At 69.3% G+C, this 16,231-nt stretch carries 16 protein-coding genes; 8 read left to right on the top strand and 8 right to left on the bottom strand.

What is annotated here, in order from left to right:
- Positions 1-39 precede the first annotated feature (39 nt).
- Positions 40-957: a universal stress protein gene (locus NGM07_RS05350; protein ID WP_253518039.1), complete on the bottom strand. Its 918-nt coding sequence runs from the start codon at positions 955-957 to the stop codon at positions 40-42.
- A 271-nt stretch (positions 958-1,228) separates the two neighbouring features.
- On the opposite strand from NGM07_RS05350, the gene NGM07_RS05345 reads away from it, so the two are divergent.
- Positions 1,229-2,773 carry an acyl-CoA carboxylase subunit beta gene (locus NGM07_RS05345; RefSeq protein ID WP_368410233.1) on the top strand — a complete coding sequence of 515 codons (1,545 nt, stop codon included), beginning with the start codon at positions 1,229-1,231 and terminating at the stop codon, positions 2,771-2,773.
- Positions 2,754-3,071, top strand: coding sequence for a DUF8022 family protein (locus NGM07_RS25435; protein ID WP_368410232.1), 318 nt, complete (start codon positions 2,754-2,756; stop codon positions 3,069-3,071). Before NGM07_RS05345 ends, NGM07_RS25435 begins: the two co-directional genes overlap by 20 nt.
- A 34-nt stretch (positions 3,072-3,105) precedes the next feature.
- Here the strand turns inward: NGM07_RS25435 and NGM07_RS05335 are convergent, their stop codons facing one another.
- On the bottom strand, positions 3,106-4,578 hold the full coding sequence (locus NGM07_RS05335; RefSeq protein ID WP_253518034.1) for a cytochrome P450: 1,473 nt from the start codon (positions 4,576-4,578) through the stop codon (positions 3,106-3,108).
- A gap of 82 nt (positions 4,579-4,660) precedes the next feature.
- Between NGM07_RS05335 and NGM07_RS05330 the strand changes: the two genes are divergently transcribed.
- The 3 genes from NGM07_RS05330 (at position 4,661) to NGM07_RS05320 (ending at position 7,317) form a co-directional block, all read left to right on the top strand.
- Positions 4,661-5,320, top strand: coding sequence for a helix-turn-helix domain-containing protein (locus NGM07_RS05330; protein ID WP_253518031.1), 660 nt, complete (start codon positions 4,661-4,663; stop codon positions 5,318-5,320).
- Positions 5,321-5,486: 166 nt separating this feature from the next.
- Positions 5,487-6,548 (top strand): CDP-glycerol glycerophosphotransferase family protein, encoded by a 1,062-nt coding sequence (locus NGM07_RS05325; RefSeq protein WP_253518029.1) that lies wholly within the window; start codon positions 5,487-5,489, stop codon positions 6,546-6,548.
- Positions 6,549-6,636: 88 nt separating this feature from the next.
- Positions 6,637-7,317 (top strand): PepSY domain-containing protein, encoded by a 681-nt coding sequence (locus tag NGM07_RS05320; RefSeq protein ID WP_253518027.1) that lies wholly within the window; start codon positions 6,637-6,639, stop codon positions 7,315-7,317.
- A gap of 60 nt (positions 7,318-7,377) precedes the next feature.
- On the opposite strand, the gene NGM07_RS05315 is transcribed toward NGM07_RS05320, so the two are convergent.
- The 3 genes from NGM07_RS05315 to NGM07_RS05305 form a co-directional block, all read right to left on the bottom strand.
- A complete protein-coding gene (locus NGM07_RS05315; protein ID WP_253518025.1) occupies positions 7,378-8,199 on the bottom strand; it encodes a class I SAM-dependent methyltransferase in 822 nt (273 codons plus the stop codon).
- Positions 8,200-8,447: 248 nt separating this feature from the next.
- Positions 8,448-8,981 (bottom strand): GNAT family N-acetyltransferase, encoded by a 534-nt coding sequence (locus NGM07_RS05310; RefSeq protein ID WP_253518023.1) that lies wholly within the window; start codon positions 8,979-8,981, stop codon positions 8,448-8,450.
- A 164-nt stretch (positions 8,982-9,145) separates the two neighbouring features.
- Entirely contained in the window at positions 9,146-9,703 is a 558-nt protein-coding gene (locus NGM07_RS05305) for a hypothetical protein (RefSeq protein ID WP_253518021.1), read from the bottom strand.
- A 265-nt stretch (positions 9,704-9,968) separates the two neighbouring features.
- On the opposite strand from NGM07_RS05305, the gene NGM07_RS05300 reads away from it, so the two are divergent.
- The 3 genes from NGM07_RS05300 to NGM07_RS05290 all read left to right on the top strand — a co-directional run bounded on the left by NGM07_RS05300 (position 9,969) and on the right by NGM07_RS05290 (position 13,584).
- On the top strand, positions 9,969-11,807 hold the full coding sequence (locus tag NGM07_RS05300; RefSeq protein WP_253518019.1) for an acetyl-CoA carboxylase biotin carboxylase subunit: 1,839 nt from the start codon (positions 9,969-9,971) through the stop codon (positions 11,805-11,807).
- A gap of 283 nt (positions 11,808-12,090) precedes the next feature.
- Positions 12,091-12,450 carry a DUF7344 domain-containing protein gene (locus tag NGM07_RS05295; RefSeq protein WP_253518017.1) on the top strand — a complete coding sequence of 120 codons (360 nt, stop codon included), beginning with the start codon at positions 12,091-12,093 and terminating at the stop codon, positions 12,448-12,450.
- A 96-nt stretch (positions 12,451-12,546) separates the two neighbouring features.
- On the top strand, positions 12,547-13,584 hold the full coding sequence (locus NGM07_RS05290) for a biotin--[acetyl-CoA-carboxylase] ligase (RefSeq protein WP_253518014.1): 1,038 nt from the start codon (positions 12,547-12,549) through the stop codon (positions 13,582-13,584).
- A gap of 1 nt (position 13,585) precedes the next feature.
- Here the strand turns inward: NGM07_RS05290 and NGM07_RS05285 are convergent, their stop codons facing one another.
- From NGM07_RS05285 to NGM07_RS05275, 3 genes are all read right to left on the bottom strand, one after another.
- On the bottom strand, positions 13,586-14,080 hold the full coding sequence (locus NGM07_RS05285; RefSeq protein ID WP_253518011.1) for a universal stress protein: 495 nt from the start codon (positions 14,078-14,080) through the stop codon (positions 13,586-13,588).
- A gap of 74 nt (positions 14,081-14,154) precedes the next feature.
- A complete protein-coding gene (locus NGM07_RS05280) occupies positions 14,155-15,168 on the bottom strand; it encodes an amidohydrolase family protein (protein WP_253518008.1) in 1,014 nt (337 codons plus the stop codon).
- Between the two features lie 292 nt (positions 15,169-15,460).
- Positions 15,461-16,225 carry an HpcH/HpaI aldolase family protein gene (locus NGM07_RS05275; protein ID WP_253518005.1) on the bottom strand — a complete coding sequence of 255 codons (765 nt, stop codon included), beginning with the start codon at positions 16,223-16,225 and terminating at the stop codon, positions 15,461-15,463.
- Positions 16,226-16,231: the final 6 nt, after the last annotated feature.

The raw sequence follows: 16,231 nt of genomic DNA, 5'->3' as shown, positions 1-16,231 counted from the left end.
CACCCGGCGAACGGCCGACGTCCCGGCCGTCTCGCCCCGTCAGTCCCCGCCCGGAGCCTTGGGTTCTCGGCGGGTGTGCGCCGAGAGGACGACGCTCTCTGCGTTGTCGCGGACGGTCCTGCTCGTCGACCCGGAGACGAACCGGCGCAGTCGTCCTTTCGTCGGCGCCCCGATGACCGTCAGCCCGTAGTACGCCGACTGTTCGACGATGGCCTCGGTGGCGTCCTCTGCTTCCAGTATCCACTTCGAGGTCGACTCGGGACGGTCGAGTCGGCGGTAGGCCGACTCGACCAGTTCCTCGGCCTCCCGGCGCTCGCGTTCGGAGGCGTTCTCCTCGACCACACGGAGGACGTCGACCCAGGCGTCGCAGTCGGCCGCGACCCGCCGCGCGACGTCCGTAGCCACGCCGGAATGGGGCCCGCCCGAGACGGCCAGGAGAATCGACGGCACCCCCTCGTATCCGCTTGGACCGTTCACGGTGACGACGTCGCAGTCGACGGCCTGCGCGAGACGCTCGGCGAAACTCCCCCGGAGTAACCCGCCCGCACGGTCGCCCGGCACGACGAGCGCGTCGACGTCGGCCGTCGCCGCGGCCGCCGAGACGTCGTCGACGAACCCGCGGGCGCACGCGAACCGCGCGTCGGTTCCCGAGGAGGCGTTCGAGACTCGCTCGACCGCCCACTCGATCAGGGCCGATTCGTTCTCGGGGGTCGGTTCGCGGCACTGCTCCACCGGCGTCCGTCCGGAAACCGCAACCGGGTCGACGGCGGTGAGCGACCCCCCGGTCGTTCGCGCCAGCGACGCCGCGACGCGCAGTTGGTCGGTTACGGCCGACGCCTCCGAAACCAGCAGGGGTACGAGAACGTCCTCGCCGTCGAGGTGTTCCTCGAGGTCGGGGGCTCCCCGGGGGTCGCCGTTCGGTCCGGAGAGGAGCGAGGACACCGATACGAAACTCATTGCGCTCTGTATTTTCTTATCCGCAATAAGTGTTCAGTTCAGGAGACGAACGCGAAAAATAGTCGGCACGATTACCGTATCCCGCGCCCGCCGAGCGCCCGAGCGTCCTCGACAGACTCGCCGGGGAAATCGACGGCCGTCAGTTCCGGTCGCCGGTGGGCCCGACGCCGCGTTTCGACGCTCCTCGAATGCGTCATTAGGAAACCTTTTCCGCTCAGTGGTCCTCAAATCGCTCGATGAGTCGCCATCGGAGGGACCGACGACCATGACGATGGAAGAGAAGCTCGAGGAACTGCGTGAGAAGCGCCGGGAGGCGCTGAAGGGCGGCGGCGAGGACCGCATCGAGGCCCAGCACGACAAGGGCAAGATGACCGCGCGCGAGCGCATCGAGTACTTCCTCGACGACGGCACCTTCAACGAGTTCGACCAGCTACGGACCCACCAGAGCCACAACTTCGGCATGGAGGAAAAGCAGGTGTACGGCGACGGCGTCGTCACCGGCTACGGCGAGGTCAACGGTCGCAAGACGTTCGTCTTCGCCCACGACTTCACCGTCTTCGGCGGGTCGCTCGGCGAGGTGTTCGCCGAGAAGGTCTGCAAGGTGATGGACAAGGCGATGGAGGTCGGCGCGCCGGTCATCGGGTTGAACGACTCGGCGGGCGCTCGCATCCAGGAGGGCGTCGAGTCGCTCGCGGGCTACGCCGAAATCTTCCGGCGCAACACCGAAGCGTCGGGGGTCATCCCACAGATATCGGCCATCATGGGGCCGTGCGCGGGCGGCGCGGTGTACTCGCCGGCCATCACCGACTTCGTGTTCATGGTCAAGGACACGAGCCACATGTTCATCACCGGCCCGGAGGTCATCAAGACGGTCACCGGCGAGGAGGTCACCTTCGAGGAACTCGGCGGCGCGACCACCCACGAGTCGACCTCGGGCGTGGCGCACTTCGCCGAGGAGTCCGAGGAGGAGGCGCTCGACGACATCCGCCGGTTGCTGTCGTACGTCCCGCAGAACAACGTCGAGGACCCGCCGCGGGTCGAACCGTGGGACGACCCCGAGCGCCGCGACGAGGAGCTAGAGAGCGTGGTTCCCGACCAGCCAAAGAAGCCATACGACATGACCCGGGTCATCGGGGGCGTCGTCGACGAGGACTCGTTCTTCGAGGTCCAGGAGGGCTACGCCAAGAACATCGTCATCGGCTTCGCCCGCCTCGACGGCCGGTCGGTCGGCATCGTCGCCAACCAGCCCCGGGTCAACGCCGGCACGCTCGACATCGAGGCCTCCGAGAAGGGGTCGCGGTTCGTGCGGTTCTGCGACTCGTTCAACATCCCCATCCTGACGTTCGTCGACGTGCCCGGCTTCATGCCCGGCACCGACCAGGAGCACGGCGGCATCATCCGCCACGGCGCGAAACTGCTGTACGCCTACTCGGAGGCAACGGTCCCGCTGATGACCGTCATCACCCGGAAGGCCTACGGCGGCGCCTACGACGTGATGGCCTCCAAGCACATCGGCGCGGACGTCAACTACGCCTGGCCGACCGCCGAAATCGCGGTGATGGGCCCGCAGGGCGCGGTCAACATCCTCTACAGCGAGGAACTCGAGGAGGCCGACGACCCCGACGCACGCCGCGAGGAACTCATCGCGGAGTACCGCGAGGAGTTCGCCAACCCCTACACCGCGGCCGACCGCGGCTTCGTCGACGACGTGCTCGAACCGGCCGACACTCGTCCGCGCCTGATCGACGACCTCGAGATGCTCGCGAGCAAGCGCGACGAGCAACCCGACAAGAAACATGGCAACATCCCGCTCTGAGGACGCCGAGGGTCGCGAGGCGGACGAATCCGACGCCGAGCGCTCCGACGTGACCATCGACGTTCCGGAGGACGCCACCGACGAGGAGGCCGCCGCCATCGCGGCGGCCATCGGCGCCCACCTCCGCGCCCAGGAGGCCGCGGCGGCCGCCGCCGCGGAAGCGGAGGCGGAGACGTGGGACGACAAGCGGTGGGGATTCGCGGGTCGCCTCCGGGGTCTGCAGGGGCGCGCCGCGCGCGTGCCGCGCGGCGCGCCGACTGACGCGTGGGCGGCCTCGGGCCGCACCGACCGGTACTGAATCCGAATTCTCGCTCCCCGTTCTTCCGCACTCGCTACGCGCGCTTCTTCCGCACTCGAACCTCGACCGGACCGGGGTCGAGCGTCAGCCCCATCGAGAGGTCCAACTCGGCGGTGACGCGCTCGAACTCGACCCGCCGGGCGAGCGTCGCCAGCGCCAACTGTAACTCGGTCATCGCGAAGCGCATTCCGATGCAGTGGCGGGGACCGCCGCCGAACGGGAAGTAGGCGTACTCGGGTCGCTCGCGACTCCCTCGCTCGCCCCGCCGAGACGTCTCTGGAGCCTCGCTCCCCGTCCACCGTTCGGGCCGGAACTGCTCGGGGTCGTCCCACCAGCGGTCGTCGCGCTGGACGTTGTAGGTGGCGAGTTGGAGCGTCGCGTCCGCGGGGATTCGGTAGCCGCCGAGGACGATGTCCTCCTTCGGCTGGCGGTAGAGCGAGTAGACTGGCGGGTAGAGTCGCAGGGCTTCTCGGGCGATTCCCTCAACGTAGTCGAGGTCGGGGAGGTCGGCGAACGTCGGGTCGCGGTCGCCCAGCACCGCGTCGAGTTCGGCGTCGAGGCGCTCGCGGGCGTCGGGGTTCCCCGCGAGGAGCCAGCAGGCGTAGGTCAGCGCGGTGGCGGTCGTCTCGTGGCCCGCGAACAGGAAGGTGACCAGTTGGTCGCGAATCGCCGCGGGTTCCATCCCGGTTTCGTCGGCGTCGGCGGCCGCGACCAGCAGCGAGAGCAGGTCGTCGCGGTCGGGGGCGACTCGCGGTTCGTCACCGCTCGTCGGTTCCGTCGCGCTTCGCGCGACGCCCTCCCGGCGCTCTTCGACCAGTTCGGCCACGAGGGCGTCGAGGTCGGCCATCGCCCGTTCGTGGCGGCGGTCGGTCGGCGTGGGCACCCACGCCGGCAGGAACGACAGCAGGCCGAACTGGTCGACCACCGCGTGCACGGCCCGGGCCGCCTCGCGGACGACCGCGCCGCGCTCGGCGTCGAGGTCGAGGTCGAACAGCGCCCGCGTGAGGATGCGGAGCGTCAGCGCGCCGAAGGCGTCGCCGAGTTCGACCGTCTCGCCGTCGTCCCAGTCGTCGGCCGTCGCGGCGGTGTGGGCGACCATCTCGTCGGCGTAGCGCCGAATCCGCTCGGGCGTGAACGCCGACTGGAGCGCGGTTCGCTGGCGTCGCCAGCGTTCGCCCTCGGCGAAGACGACCCCCTCGGGCGCGACCAGATCGCCGAACGCCGTCTCGAACTCGCCCTTCTCGAAGGCGTCGTTGGCCGAGACGAGCACCGTCTCGACGACGGCGGGGTCGAAGACGGCGACGAAGTCTCGGCCGAAGGCGCTGTAGGAGACGACGTCGCCGTACGACGTCAGTCGCTCGCCGAAGCCGACGCCGTCGCGGGACGCCGCGACGGTCGACCCGACGACCGGTAATCCGGACGGGCCGGGCGGAAGGTCGGCCGCCGCCGGGTCCGCGTCCTGGTCCCGCGCTCGTACGCCGTTCTCGCGGCGGTCGAGTTCGCTCATGGATGATGCTTGGGCCGGACGGGGCCTGCCGGTTGCCCCGAAGCACTTGGTCTTTTTATATATCGAGGCGTGACTTCCGCGCGTGAAGTCCCTCGACGTGACCATCCGACTGCCGCCGGAGATGCGACTCTCGGTCCCCGAGCGGGTCGCGCCCGGCGACGCCTTCGAACGCGAGGAGTTGCTGTCGTGGCACACCCACGAGGACGACGGCGTCGAGTACTTCCTCTCGCTGGTGGTCGGCGAGGTCGACGCCATCCGCGACGCGCTTTCGGCCCTCGACGTCGTGCGGTGGTTCGACCTCTCGCCGGTGGACGACGACACCTTCTACGCCTACGTCGCCATGGAACTGCGGCCCGAGGACCTCGCGTGGCGCGGGGCGCTGGACGGCCGGAAGATCGTCGTCGTCCCGCCCATCGTGTTCGGGCCGGACGGCGCCGTCGCGCTGACGATTCTCGGCGACCCGGCGGAGTTGCGCCAGGTCGTCGCCGACTTCCCCGAACAGGTGTCGGTCGAGGTCGACCGCGTGGGCGAACACCGCCACCTCGCGGGGTCGCTCGCCGGCCGCCTCACGACGCGACAGTTCGAGGCGATAGCGGTCGCCCGCGAACTCGGCTACTTCGACGTGCCCCGAGCGGCCGAACTGGCCGACGTGGCCGCCGAACTCGACTGCACGGAGAGCACGGCGTCGACGCTGCTCCGGAAGGCCCAGCGAGCGCTCGTGGACGCGGCGCTGGTCCGGTGAGTAACTGACTCTCGGCCGTATTCGTCCCGGACTATCGAAATTTTGGGAATCAGGGATAAGTGCGTAGCTCCCCTAACGGATGGTAAGTGCCGGTTCGGAACGCGCGGTTCGTTTCTTCAGGTCGGTCGGCCTTTCGCCTGGACAGCAACCGGAGGGGGAACCTACGATGGTCGAAGTTCTATACGCGATTCAACACGCTTTCATGCGCAAGACGTTCGAGGCGATAGACAGACACGTCGACGCCGAGTCGGCGTACGTCCCGATGAACGTCGGCGCTCGGGGCTGTAGCGACGCCGTCTCCGAGGTGAACGTCGACGAGGTCGGAGCCATCGACCGCCAGGTCCGGCGGGTCGACCCCGACGTGGTGGTGTACAACCACCGCCACCGCGTCCACGACGTCGACTTCCACGAGGAGTACCCGCTGGTCCACGTCCGCCACGGCGCGTCCATCGGTCGCGGCGAGATCGAGGAGACGGCCGAGATGACCCGGCGAGCGGTTGACGCCGCGCTCGCGCCCGGCGAGCGGTGGGCGCAGCGGTACGAGGAACTCTACCCCGACGACGTCGACGTGTCTGTCGTCGGCGTCCCCGAGGCCGACGACCTGGTGGCCGCCGAGGCGCCCCGGGAGCGGCGGGTGCTGTACGCGCCGACCAACCACAACTACGGCGGCGGGTCGTACCTCGAGACCGCCCACGAGGTGCTCGACCTGTTCGCCGGGAGCGACTTCGAACTGCTGTTCCGGCCCCACCCCGTCGACCGCGACGAGGAACCGGGCAAGTCGCTGACCGCGGAGTGTCGCGACCGAATCGCCGACCTGCCGAACGTGATCTACGACGAGAACGAGACGCCCCGACAGAGCCTGCTGGCCGCCGACGTGCTACTGTCGGACTACTCGGGCATCGTGACCGAGTGGCTCCACACCGGCCGGCCGCTGGTCCAGTTCGCCGACATCGCCGCCGATGACAACGACCTCCCGAAGATCGGCTACGTGACGAACGCCGCCGACCTCGACCTCGGGACCGTCGAGCGACTGTACGAGGAGGGTTACCCCGACCGAATCGCGCGGCGCGAGGCGGCGTTCCGGTCGGAACTCGGGGTGCCGATGGACGGCCGGGCGGGCGTCGACGCCGCGACGTCCGAATGGCGAGACGTCGCCGGGTTCGCCGCGGAACCGGCGGCCGCGAACGGCCCGAGCGCTCCCGCCTCCGGAACGGCGGGCGCCCGGTAGGAGACGCCCCCGGAGCACCCTCGGCGGGGGTGACGACGGCCGGCACGCTCTTGTGGAGGTTCGCCGAAGCGAACACGGGTTCACGACTGTGGAGTACCACGAGATCGCGTCACTCGGCCTCGCGCTCCTCCTGGTGGGGAGCGCGAGCGGAGTGGGGGTTGCAGCACGACACTCGACGACAGCAGCACAGCCAGCGTCACAGACGACTGCAGTAGCCGAACGACTCGCCGGGGTGGACCGCGCCGCGCTTCCGGGCGACCGGACCGGGGCCGCGCTCCAGCAGAGCGGCATCAACCTGAGCGAGGTCAACGTCTCGGCGCTCCAGGCGATACGACTCGCCCAGAACCGAACGAACGGGAAGCCGATCGTGGTCGCGCTCGCGAGCCAGAACGGGACGCCCGCGTTCAACGTGACGATTCTCCACCAGAACCGGAGCATCACGCAGGTCACGGTCGACGCGACGTCCCCGCGCGTGACAGCGGTCCGTTCCAACGTCACGGTCGTCGGTCGGGAGTACCTCGGCGGGCAGGCGTTCGACTACGGCGCGCTCCGCCCGGTCGACGAGGCCATCCGCCTGGTCGAGAATCGGACGAACGGAACGGTCATCAACGCCGGACTCCGCCGAGGTGAACTCACCTACGGCGTCGCGCTCCGGACGCCCGAGGGCCAACGGACCACGGCGCTCGTGACCGCGACGACCGGGCCGATACTCGGAATCCGGACGACGAACGCGACCGCCTCGACCAACACCACGGCGACCGGGTCCTGACCCGCGTCGTCTCGGCGAATCGCGATTCCACGTATTTTCGACGGCCTCCCGGTGGGTGGCTCACGCGCGACAGACGGCGAGGATGTGCTCGGAGAAGTCGACCGCGGTACGGTCCTCCCGGAGCGCCCGGACGACATCGCGGACCGACTCGACCGCCGCCTCGTCGGCCTCGGCGAGTTCGCGCTTCATCCGGTTGGCGACGTTCTCTAATCCGACCAGTCGCTCGACCCCCAGATTCGCGGCTTCCAGTTCGGCTTCGAACTCGTCGACGCGGAAGCCGTGGCACTCCGCCCACCCCTCGCCGTCGGCGTACTTCGCGGCGCGCTCGGCGGTGTAGTCGCCGTCCTCGGCGATGGGCGCGAGTAGGCCGTGTTCCGCGTCGAGGCAGAATTTGAGGACGTCTCGGAGCATGGCGAAGCGGCCGATGACCGAGACGAAGACGGGTACTCCGTCGCGGGCGACCCGCCGCAATTCAGCCGTCGCCGCGGCGCGCTCGTCGGGGTCGACCACGTGGCTGAGGGGGCCGCCGAGACAGCAGACGGCGTCGAACTCCCCGTCGGCGAAGGGTAACTCGCGCAGGTCGCCATGCCGGCACGCGACGCGCTCGGCGACGCCGCGTTCGTCGGCCTTCTCGCGGGTGATGCGCACCTGTTCGACGCTCAGGTCGAGGTGTTCGACGTCGTAGCCGCGCTCGGCCAGCCAGACGGTGTACCGGCCCGCGCCACCGCCCGCGTCGAGGACGCGTCCCGACTCGGGCAGGAATTGCTCCAGGTAGTCGACGGTGTTCTCGAACTCCATCCGGGTTACGGGGTCGCGGTCCAGGCGCTCCCACTCGCCTTCGGCGAACTCGTCGTAGTACCGCCGGGGGTCCATGTCGGTCATCGCGCCCCTCTCGCGGTGCGCGCGGTCGATTCGATGGCGGTTCGTCGTCGGGACTGGGTTCGGAATCTCATGTCGTTCTTCTCGGAGTCGGATTCGCTCGCGCCGTCGGCGAACGAGGCGGTCCGTCGCGTTTCGTTCGGGGTATCGGAGGTCCGGCGTATAATGGTGTCCGTGGTGTGACACTCCGACTCGATGGTCACAGGCGCGTATCCCCCGACGTTCCGCCTTCGTCGACGGTCCCCGGCGACTCAGGGTCCGTCGACGGCGACCGTCATCCGGCGGCGGGTCGTCTCGAAGCCGAGTTTCTCGTAGAAGGCGAGTGCGCGTTCGTTGTCGACGTCGACGTCGAGCGCGAGTTCCGAACACCCCGCGGATCGCGCCCGTTCTCGGGCGCGGTCCACGAGACGGCGGGCAAGTCCCGTTCCGCGGTAGGATTCGCGGACGTAGATGTCGCCGACGACCAGGCGGTCGGGTCGGTCGAAGACGGACGGCGATTCGTCGAGTTCGGTCGTCACGAAGCCCGCCAACTCTGCTTCGACGTCGGCGAAATCGACGTCTTCGGCCACGTCCTCGTCGGTCGCGTCGACAGCGATCCACGCCCGGTAGTCGTCCGATTCGAGACGGCCGAGTCGAAACTCAACCTCCTCTGCGACGAGGTCGACGTCGTCGGCGAGCGCGTGAGCCTCGACTGTCGCTTCGAGGTCGCGGTGATACGGCAGCCATAACCGTTCGACGTAGCGGCGGACGGCGTCCTCGGTCGCGGGAAGACGGCGGAGTTCCATACGATACCGACGACGGACCGCCGACTTGGAGGTGACGGTTCGGTCGGTTTCGAGGGCGGTTCGTGGCCTTCGGACCCGTCTCCGTCGGCGCGTCGGGTCGAAGCGCCGCGGCCATCGCCGAGGTAGGGGGGACCGGAGCGTATGGAACGCGGAAGGTCGTCCGGTCACCGACTCGGCGCGCCGTGAGCGCGCCGAGTCGATTCGCTCTCCTGCCAGCGGTGGACGCCGAGCGCGACCCACGCGAGTCCCGTAATCGAGACACCGAACGGGACGACGGCCGCGAGCAGTCCGTTCGCCACCGGGTCGACGAACGGCGCGAGCGCGACGAGGAGCGCGAGCCACCGGGGAATCGCGCCCGTCCGGGAGAGGCCGCGAGCGAAGAGGGCCGACCCGACCGCGGCGACCGCCGCGCCGGCGACGGCGGGGAGTCCGACGACGAAACCGACCGCGACGCTTCCGCCGCCGGCCGCCGCGTAGACGACGGCCGCCGCGGTCACTACGAGCAGACCGAGCGCGAGTGCGCCGAAACCGACCTCCTCGGGGTGACTCAGCACGGTTCGATGTTCAAGGTAGAGCGCCGTCGCGCCGACGAGCAACAGCGGCGACGCCAGCGCCACGGCGGCGACGTATCCAGGGTACGCGCCGTCCAGCGCGGGGACGAGTGCGAGCAGAGCGCCGCCACTCAGCGCGCCGGCGCCGCCGATTCGGAGTCGTCTCGTCATCGTTTGACCGTCGTTGGTTCGACCTCCTCGGCGGGCCGGTAAGTGCTTTGTCCCGGGTTTCGGTCTCGTCGGATTCCTCGCGCCCTGTCGCGGTTTGGCGTCGCACGTCACGCGTTCACGCCCTCACAGTCCGCGCTTCGCGTCCCGCATCTCGGGGCTTTCCGGGCCGGTCAACCGACTCCGAATTCGAAGTGGACGAACGTCTCGGTTCAGTTGGCGTGAACCGACAGAATGAGGTAGCCTTCTGGAATATGTTCCCGTACGAATGTTCGACAAGGTTCTGGTCGCCAACCGAGGTGAAATCGCGGTTCGCGTCATGCGAGCCTGCGAGGAGTTGGGCATCGACACCGTCGCCGTCTACAGCGAGGCCGACAAGGACTCCGGACACGTCCGCTACGCCGACGAGGCGTACAACGTCGGACCGGCCCGCGCGGCCGACTCGTACCTCGACCACGACGCGGTCATCGAGGCCGCCCAGAAGGCCGGTGCCGACGCCATCCACCCCGGATACGGCTTCCTCGCGGAGAACGCCGAGTTCGCCGCGGCCGTCGAAGCGACCGACGGCGTCCAGTGGATCGGCCCGACCAGCGATTCGATGGAGCAACTCGGCGAGAAGACCAAGGCCCGTAAGACGATGCGCGAGGCCGACGTGCCCATCGTCCCGGGGACGACCGACCCCGTCGAGGACCCCGAGGAAGTCAAGGAGTTCGGCGACGAGCACGGCTACCCGGTCGCCATCAAGGCCGAGGGCGGCGGCGGCGGCCGCGGCATGAAGGTCGTCCGCGGCCCCGAGGAGGCCGAGGACCAACTCGAATCCGCCAAGCGCGAGGGCGAGGCGTACTTCGACAACGCCAACGTCTACCTCGAGCGCTACCTCGAGAACCCCCGCCACATCGAGGTCCAGATCATCGCCGACCACCACGGCAACGTCCGCCACCTCGGTGAGCGGGACTGCTCGCTCCAGCGCCGCCACCAGAAGGTCATCGAAGAGGGGCCGTCGCCCGCACTGACCGACGAACTCCGCGAGCAGATCGGCGAGGCGGCCCGCCGGGGCGCCGACGCCGCGGGCTACTACAACGCCGGCACCTTCGAGTTCCTCGTGGAGGACGACCCGGACCGCGAGGACGGCGAACTCCTCGGGACCGACGCGAACTTCTACTTCCTCGAAGTCAACACCCGCATCCAGGTCGAGCACACCGTCACCGAGATGCTGACCGGCATCGACATCGTGAAGTGGCAGGTCCGGGTCGCCGCCGACGAGGAACTGGCCTTCGCCCAGGACGACGTCGAACTGGAGGGCCACGCGATGGAGTTCCGCATCAACGCCGAGAACGCCGCCGAGGACTTCGCGCCCGCGACCGGCGGCAAACTCACGACCTACGACCCGCCGGGCGGCATCGGCGTCCGCGTCGACGACGCGCTCCGGCAGGGCGACGACCTCGTGACCGACTACGACTCGATGATCGCGAAACTCATCGTTCACGCCTCCGACCGCGAGGAGTGCATCGCCCGGTCGAAGCGTGCGCTCGCCGAGTACGACATCCAGGGCATCCCGACCATCGTCCCGTTCCACCGCCTGATGCTGACCGACGAGGCGTTCGTGACCGGCACCCACACCACGAAGTACCTCGACCACACGCTCGACCCCGAGCGCATCGACGAGGCCCAGGAGAAGTGGGGCACCGACACCGAGTCGACGGCCGGCGACGACGAGGAGGTCGTCGAGCGTGAGTTCACCGTCGAGGTCAACGGCAAGCGCTTCGAGGTCGACCTCGAAGAGCGCGGCGCGGCCGCGATTCCCGTCGGGGACGCCGGCGCAAGTGGTGGCCAGAAGCCTCAGCCTGCGGGCGGCGACGGCGGGAGCGAGGAGACCGCCGCCGCCGAGGGTGAAGGCGAGAGCGTCACCGCCGAGATGCAGGGCACCATCCTCGACGTGAAGGTCGAGGAGGGCGACGAGGTGGCCTCCGGGGACGTCGTCTGCGTGCTAGAGGCGATGAAGATGGAGAACGACGTGGTCGCCAACCGCGGCGGCACGGTCACCCAGGTCGCGGTTTCCGAGGGCGACAGCGTAGACATGGGCGACGTGCTCATCGTCATCGACTGATTCGGCCGACTCTCTTTCCCGGTCGATTTTCTCATCTGTCGATTTCCCGTTCCGGCCGATTGGCGGCCAACCGCCGCGAATCGGCCGACCCGCCGTCGACGGCGGTACGGCCGACGTCGCTTTCGTAGTCAAGGGACGGTCGGCGCTCGCCCGCCGAGACGCCCGGTCGGTACTTAAATCGCCTCTTTATTCATGCTCAATCCTTACTGGACTTCCGTGCGAGGTTGGGGTACACTCGTTCGACCACCGCTCTCGTCGACGAACACACCAGCTCCCCGATACCATGAGTGACGAACGCACGATAGCCGACACCGGACTGACCGAAGCCGACGCACAGACGACCGCGATCACCGACGAGATGCTTCACGCGCTCTCGGAGGCCGACCGCCGCGAGACGGTCGACTATCTGCTCGAACGCGACCGGCGGGCCTCCGTCTCGGACATCGCCGACCACCTCTCGTCGCCCGACGACTCCGAACGCGAGTACGAGAAGGCCCACGCGTCGCTGTACCACGTCCACCTCCCGCAACTGGCGAGCGCCGGCATCGTCGCCTACGACGAGGAGACCGAAACCACGGAACTCGAAATCGACCGGCGAGAGGTCGAGGACCTCCTCGACGCGGCCGCCGAGATGCCCGGGTGACGAGGGCCGCGGCCGGGGACGAACCGTCGCCGACGGACGCACCGCGAGCGCGGCGGAAGCAAGCCATTCTTGTTCCGACCGGTGGTACTCGCGGCCATGAACGACACTCGCCGGGCCGTCCTCGCCGCCCTGGCCGACGGTCCCGTCACCGGACCGGCGCTCGCCGACCGGCTCGGAATCTCGCGTAACGCGGTCTGGAAGCACGTCGAGGCGCTCCGCAACGCCGGCTTCGAGGTCGAGAGCGGGGCCGACGGCTACGCGCTGGCGGCCGTCCCGGAGTACGGCGAGGCGGCGGTCGAGTTCGGTCTGGACGCGCCGTTCGACGTCGAATACCACGACTCGGTCGACAGCACGAACGCCCGCGCTCGCGAACTCGCGGTCGCGAGCGCGGGCGACGTCGCCGTGCTGGCCGACGAGCAGACCGGCGGCCGGGGTCGACTCGACCGCGAGTGGTCGTCGCCGCGCGGCGGCGTCTGGTGCAGTCTCGTCCTCCGGCCGGCCCTGCCGCCCGCCCGCGTGCCACTGTTGACCTTAGCGGCCGCCGTCGCGGTCGCCGACGCCGCCCGGGAGGCGGGCGTCCCCGCCGAAATCAAGTGGCCGAACGACGTTCTCGTGAGTGGACCGAACGAGGGCTCGTCGGACCTTCGGTCCGACGGTGTTCTAGTGGGTGACACCGGCGAGCGCGGCGGCCGAAAACTCGCGGGCGTCCTGACCGAGATGGAGGGCGAGGCCGACAGCGTCTCGTGGGTCGTCGTCGGAATCGGCGTCAACGCCAACCTGGACGCCGAGGCACTCCCCGATGGCGCGACCAGTCTCCGAGCGGAGCGCCGCGCGCGGCGCTCCGCTCGGAGCGAGAGCGACGGAGAGCATGAAGACGATGTGGACCGCCGAATCTTCGTCCAGCGACTGCTGGAGCGGTTCGACGAACTCCGGGGCGACCCCGATTCGATTCTGGACGCCTGGCGAGAGCGGTCGGCGACGCTCGGCCAGCGCGTGCGGGTCGAAACCGCCGACGGTGCGGTCGTCGGCGAGGCCGTCGACGTGGTTTCGCCGGGCGCGCTCGTGGTCGAGACGGACGACGGAGAAGAGGTTTGGGTCCTCGCGGGCGACTGCGAGCACCTTCGCCCGGCCTGACTCACTCGACGACGGCGGATTCGGTTTCGGCGCTCGCCTCGCTCGCCGTCGGCGTCTCCTCGTCGTCGCCGACCCGGACCGTCAGCACCGGGACCTTGCAGGCCCGGACGACGCGCTCGGCGACGCTCCCCAGGAGCAGTCGGTCGATGCCGCCGCGACCGTGGGTGCCCATCACCACGAGGTCGCAGTCTTCGCCTTCGGCCCACTGGACGATGCGTTTGCTCGGCGACCCCTCCAACAGGTGGGTGGTGACCGCGACGCCGCGGTCGTCGGCGATCGATTCGACCCGCTCGAGGGCCGCCTCGCCCTCCCCGTGGAGCGTCTCGGTGATGCCGTCCCACGAGGCCTCCATCGGCAGGCCCGCGAACGTCGCGGCGTCGACGACGTAGACGGCGTGCAGTTCCGCGTCGTGCGCGGTGGCCAGGTCGGCGGCGTGGGCGACCGCCCGCTCCGTCTCGGCCGAACCGTCGGTCGGCACGAGTATCCGGTCGTACATGTGGCTCGATAACTAGTAGCATATCGCGCACCTTAACTGTTCGCCGTGCGCCGACCCGGAAGCCGACGGCGAGCCTACAGGATTACGTCTTCGACGTCGCTGGCGCCCGCCCGCCGGACGACCGCCCGGACCACGTCCTGAGCGCCGGCGAGGTTGTCGGAGTCGCCGTCCAGCACGAGGAGCTTCGCGTCCATGCCCTCCTCGACGACGCCGCAGTTCAGTCCGGCGATGCGCGCGCCGTTGTACGTCGCCATCCGGAGCACCTCGCGGGCCGACACGTCGGCGAGTTTCGACGCGAACTCCATCTCGCGGAACATCGACGGACTGTTCAGCATCACGTTGTCGGTGCCGAGCGCGACGGTGGTTCGGTCGACCAGTTCCGCGATAGGCGGCGTGCCGACTCCGGTCACCAGGTTCGAGCGCGGGCACACCACGACCGGCACGCTGCGGTCCTCGATGCGTTCGAGGTGGAGCGGTTCGGGGTGGACCACGTGGACCAGGAAGTCCGGATTCAGGTCGAGCGCGGGGTTGATGTCGGTCGGGTCGCGCTCGCCGGCGTGGATGCCGAACAGTTTGTCCGCCTTCGCGGTGGCGTTTCGCTCCCGGCCGAACTCGGCGTCGCGCGCGCCGCTCGCGCCGAAGCCGTCGCCCGCTTCCATCGCGTCGACCGTCTCGCGGCCCAGGACGACCGGTTCGACGTCGAGTCCGTCGACCGCCTCCTGGAGCGCGTAGACGCCCTCGACGCCGCCCTCGCGGAACTCCATGAACGAACTCGTTCCGGTCGTCCGCATGAACCGCACCGACCGCCGCATCGCCTCGACCTTCTCCTCGCGGGAGGCCGCCCGGAGGAGTCGGTGTTTCAGGCCGTCGGGCGGCGCGACCAGTTCGTCCAGGCTCAGGCCGCCGCCGGCCTCCTTGGCGATGGAGTCGCCGATGTGGGTGTGCGCGTTGACGAACGCCGGCAGGACGACCTTCGAGGAGTCGACCGAGGCCTCCTCGACCGCGGCGATTTCGCCGTCCTCGACCACGACCCGTCCCTCGACCGGTTCGAACTCGGGGCCGCGGACGACGGTGCCCTCGACTATCATATGTCCAGCATGCGCTCGGGCCTCCTTGAACCCCCACCTTTTGCTGCGGTCGGAAACGCCGCGGAGCGGCGTTTCCTCCCTGGCAAAAGCTGGACCAAAAGCACCGCGTCACCGCCTCGTCGGACGCCTTCGGCGTCCTCTTCGACGGTTCCTTGGCCCGCTCGCTCACTGCGTTCGCTCGCGGCGCAACTGCTGGTACTCACCGCAGGAGGAAAGTGACGCCTGCCGAAAGTGAGGTGCGTTTCGACCGGCCGACACCGTGCGGTCGCGCTTCCCACTCCTCCGGAGCGGTTCACCCCGAGAAGAAGGGTTCGAGTCCGTCCCGCAGGAACTTCACGTCCGCACCGAGCAGGAAGAACCGGAACCCACGGTCGGCGCGCTCGGCGATGTCCTCGGGAGTCCGTCCCGCAATTCCGGGGTGGACGCCGTTCGTCTGTGCTGCCTCGAACACCGCGTCGACCGCCTCGACCACGTCGGAGCGGTCGGTTTCGCCGGGGTGGCCGAGCGACGCCGAGAGGTCGTTCTCGCCGACGAACGCGACGTCGACGCCCTCGACCGCGAGCAACTCGTCGGCGCGCTCTATCACCTCCCGCGATTCGAGTTGTATCGCGACCAACGTCTCGTCGTTCGCCCGCTCGACGTACTCGTCGAACGCCGCGCCGTACCCGTTGGCCCGGGTCGTGCCGGCGACGCCCCGCTCGCCCGCCGGCGGGAACTTTGCGGCCCCGACGGCGCGCTCGACGTCCTCGGGCGTTCGGACGTCGGGTATCATCACGCCCTGCACGCCGGAGTCGAGCGCGCGCTTACAGACGCCGTCGACCGCGGCCTCGACCGACGGGAGTCGGACGACGGGCGTGGCGGCGTCGCCGATCGCCCGGACGGCGGATTCGATGCGTTCGGCCGACGCGGGCGTGTGTTCGGCGTCGAGGCCGACCCAGTCGAGGTCGGTCCGCGCGAGCACCTCCGCGACCCGCGGACTCATCGAGGCGAGCCACGCGCCCCGGACCGGTTCGCCGTCGTCGAGTTTCGCGAGCGTGTCGTTGCGGAACGTCTCCATGTCGGC

The organism is Halorussus vallis (genome assembly GCF_024138165.1).
GTDB classification, from domain to species: domain Archaea; phylum Halobacteriota; class Halobacteria; order Halobacteriales; family Haladaptataceae; genus Halorussus; species Halorussus vallis.
The sequence above is the reverse complement of the archived record's forward strand: the minus strand, read 5'-3'. Positions and strand labels throughout refer to the sequence as shown.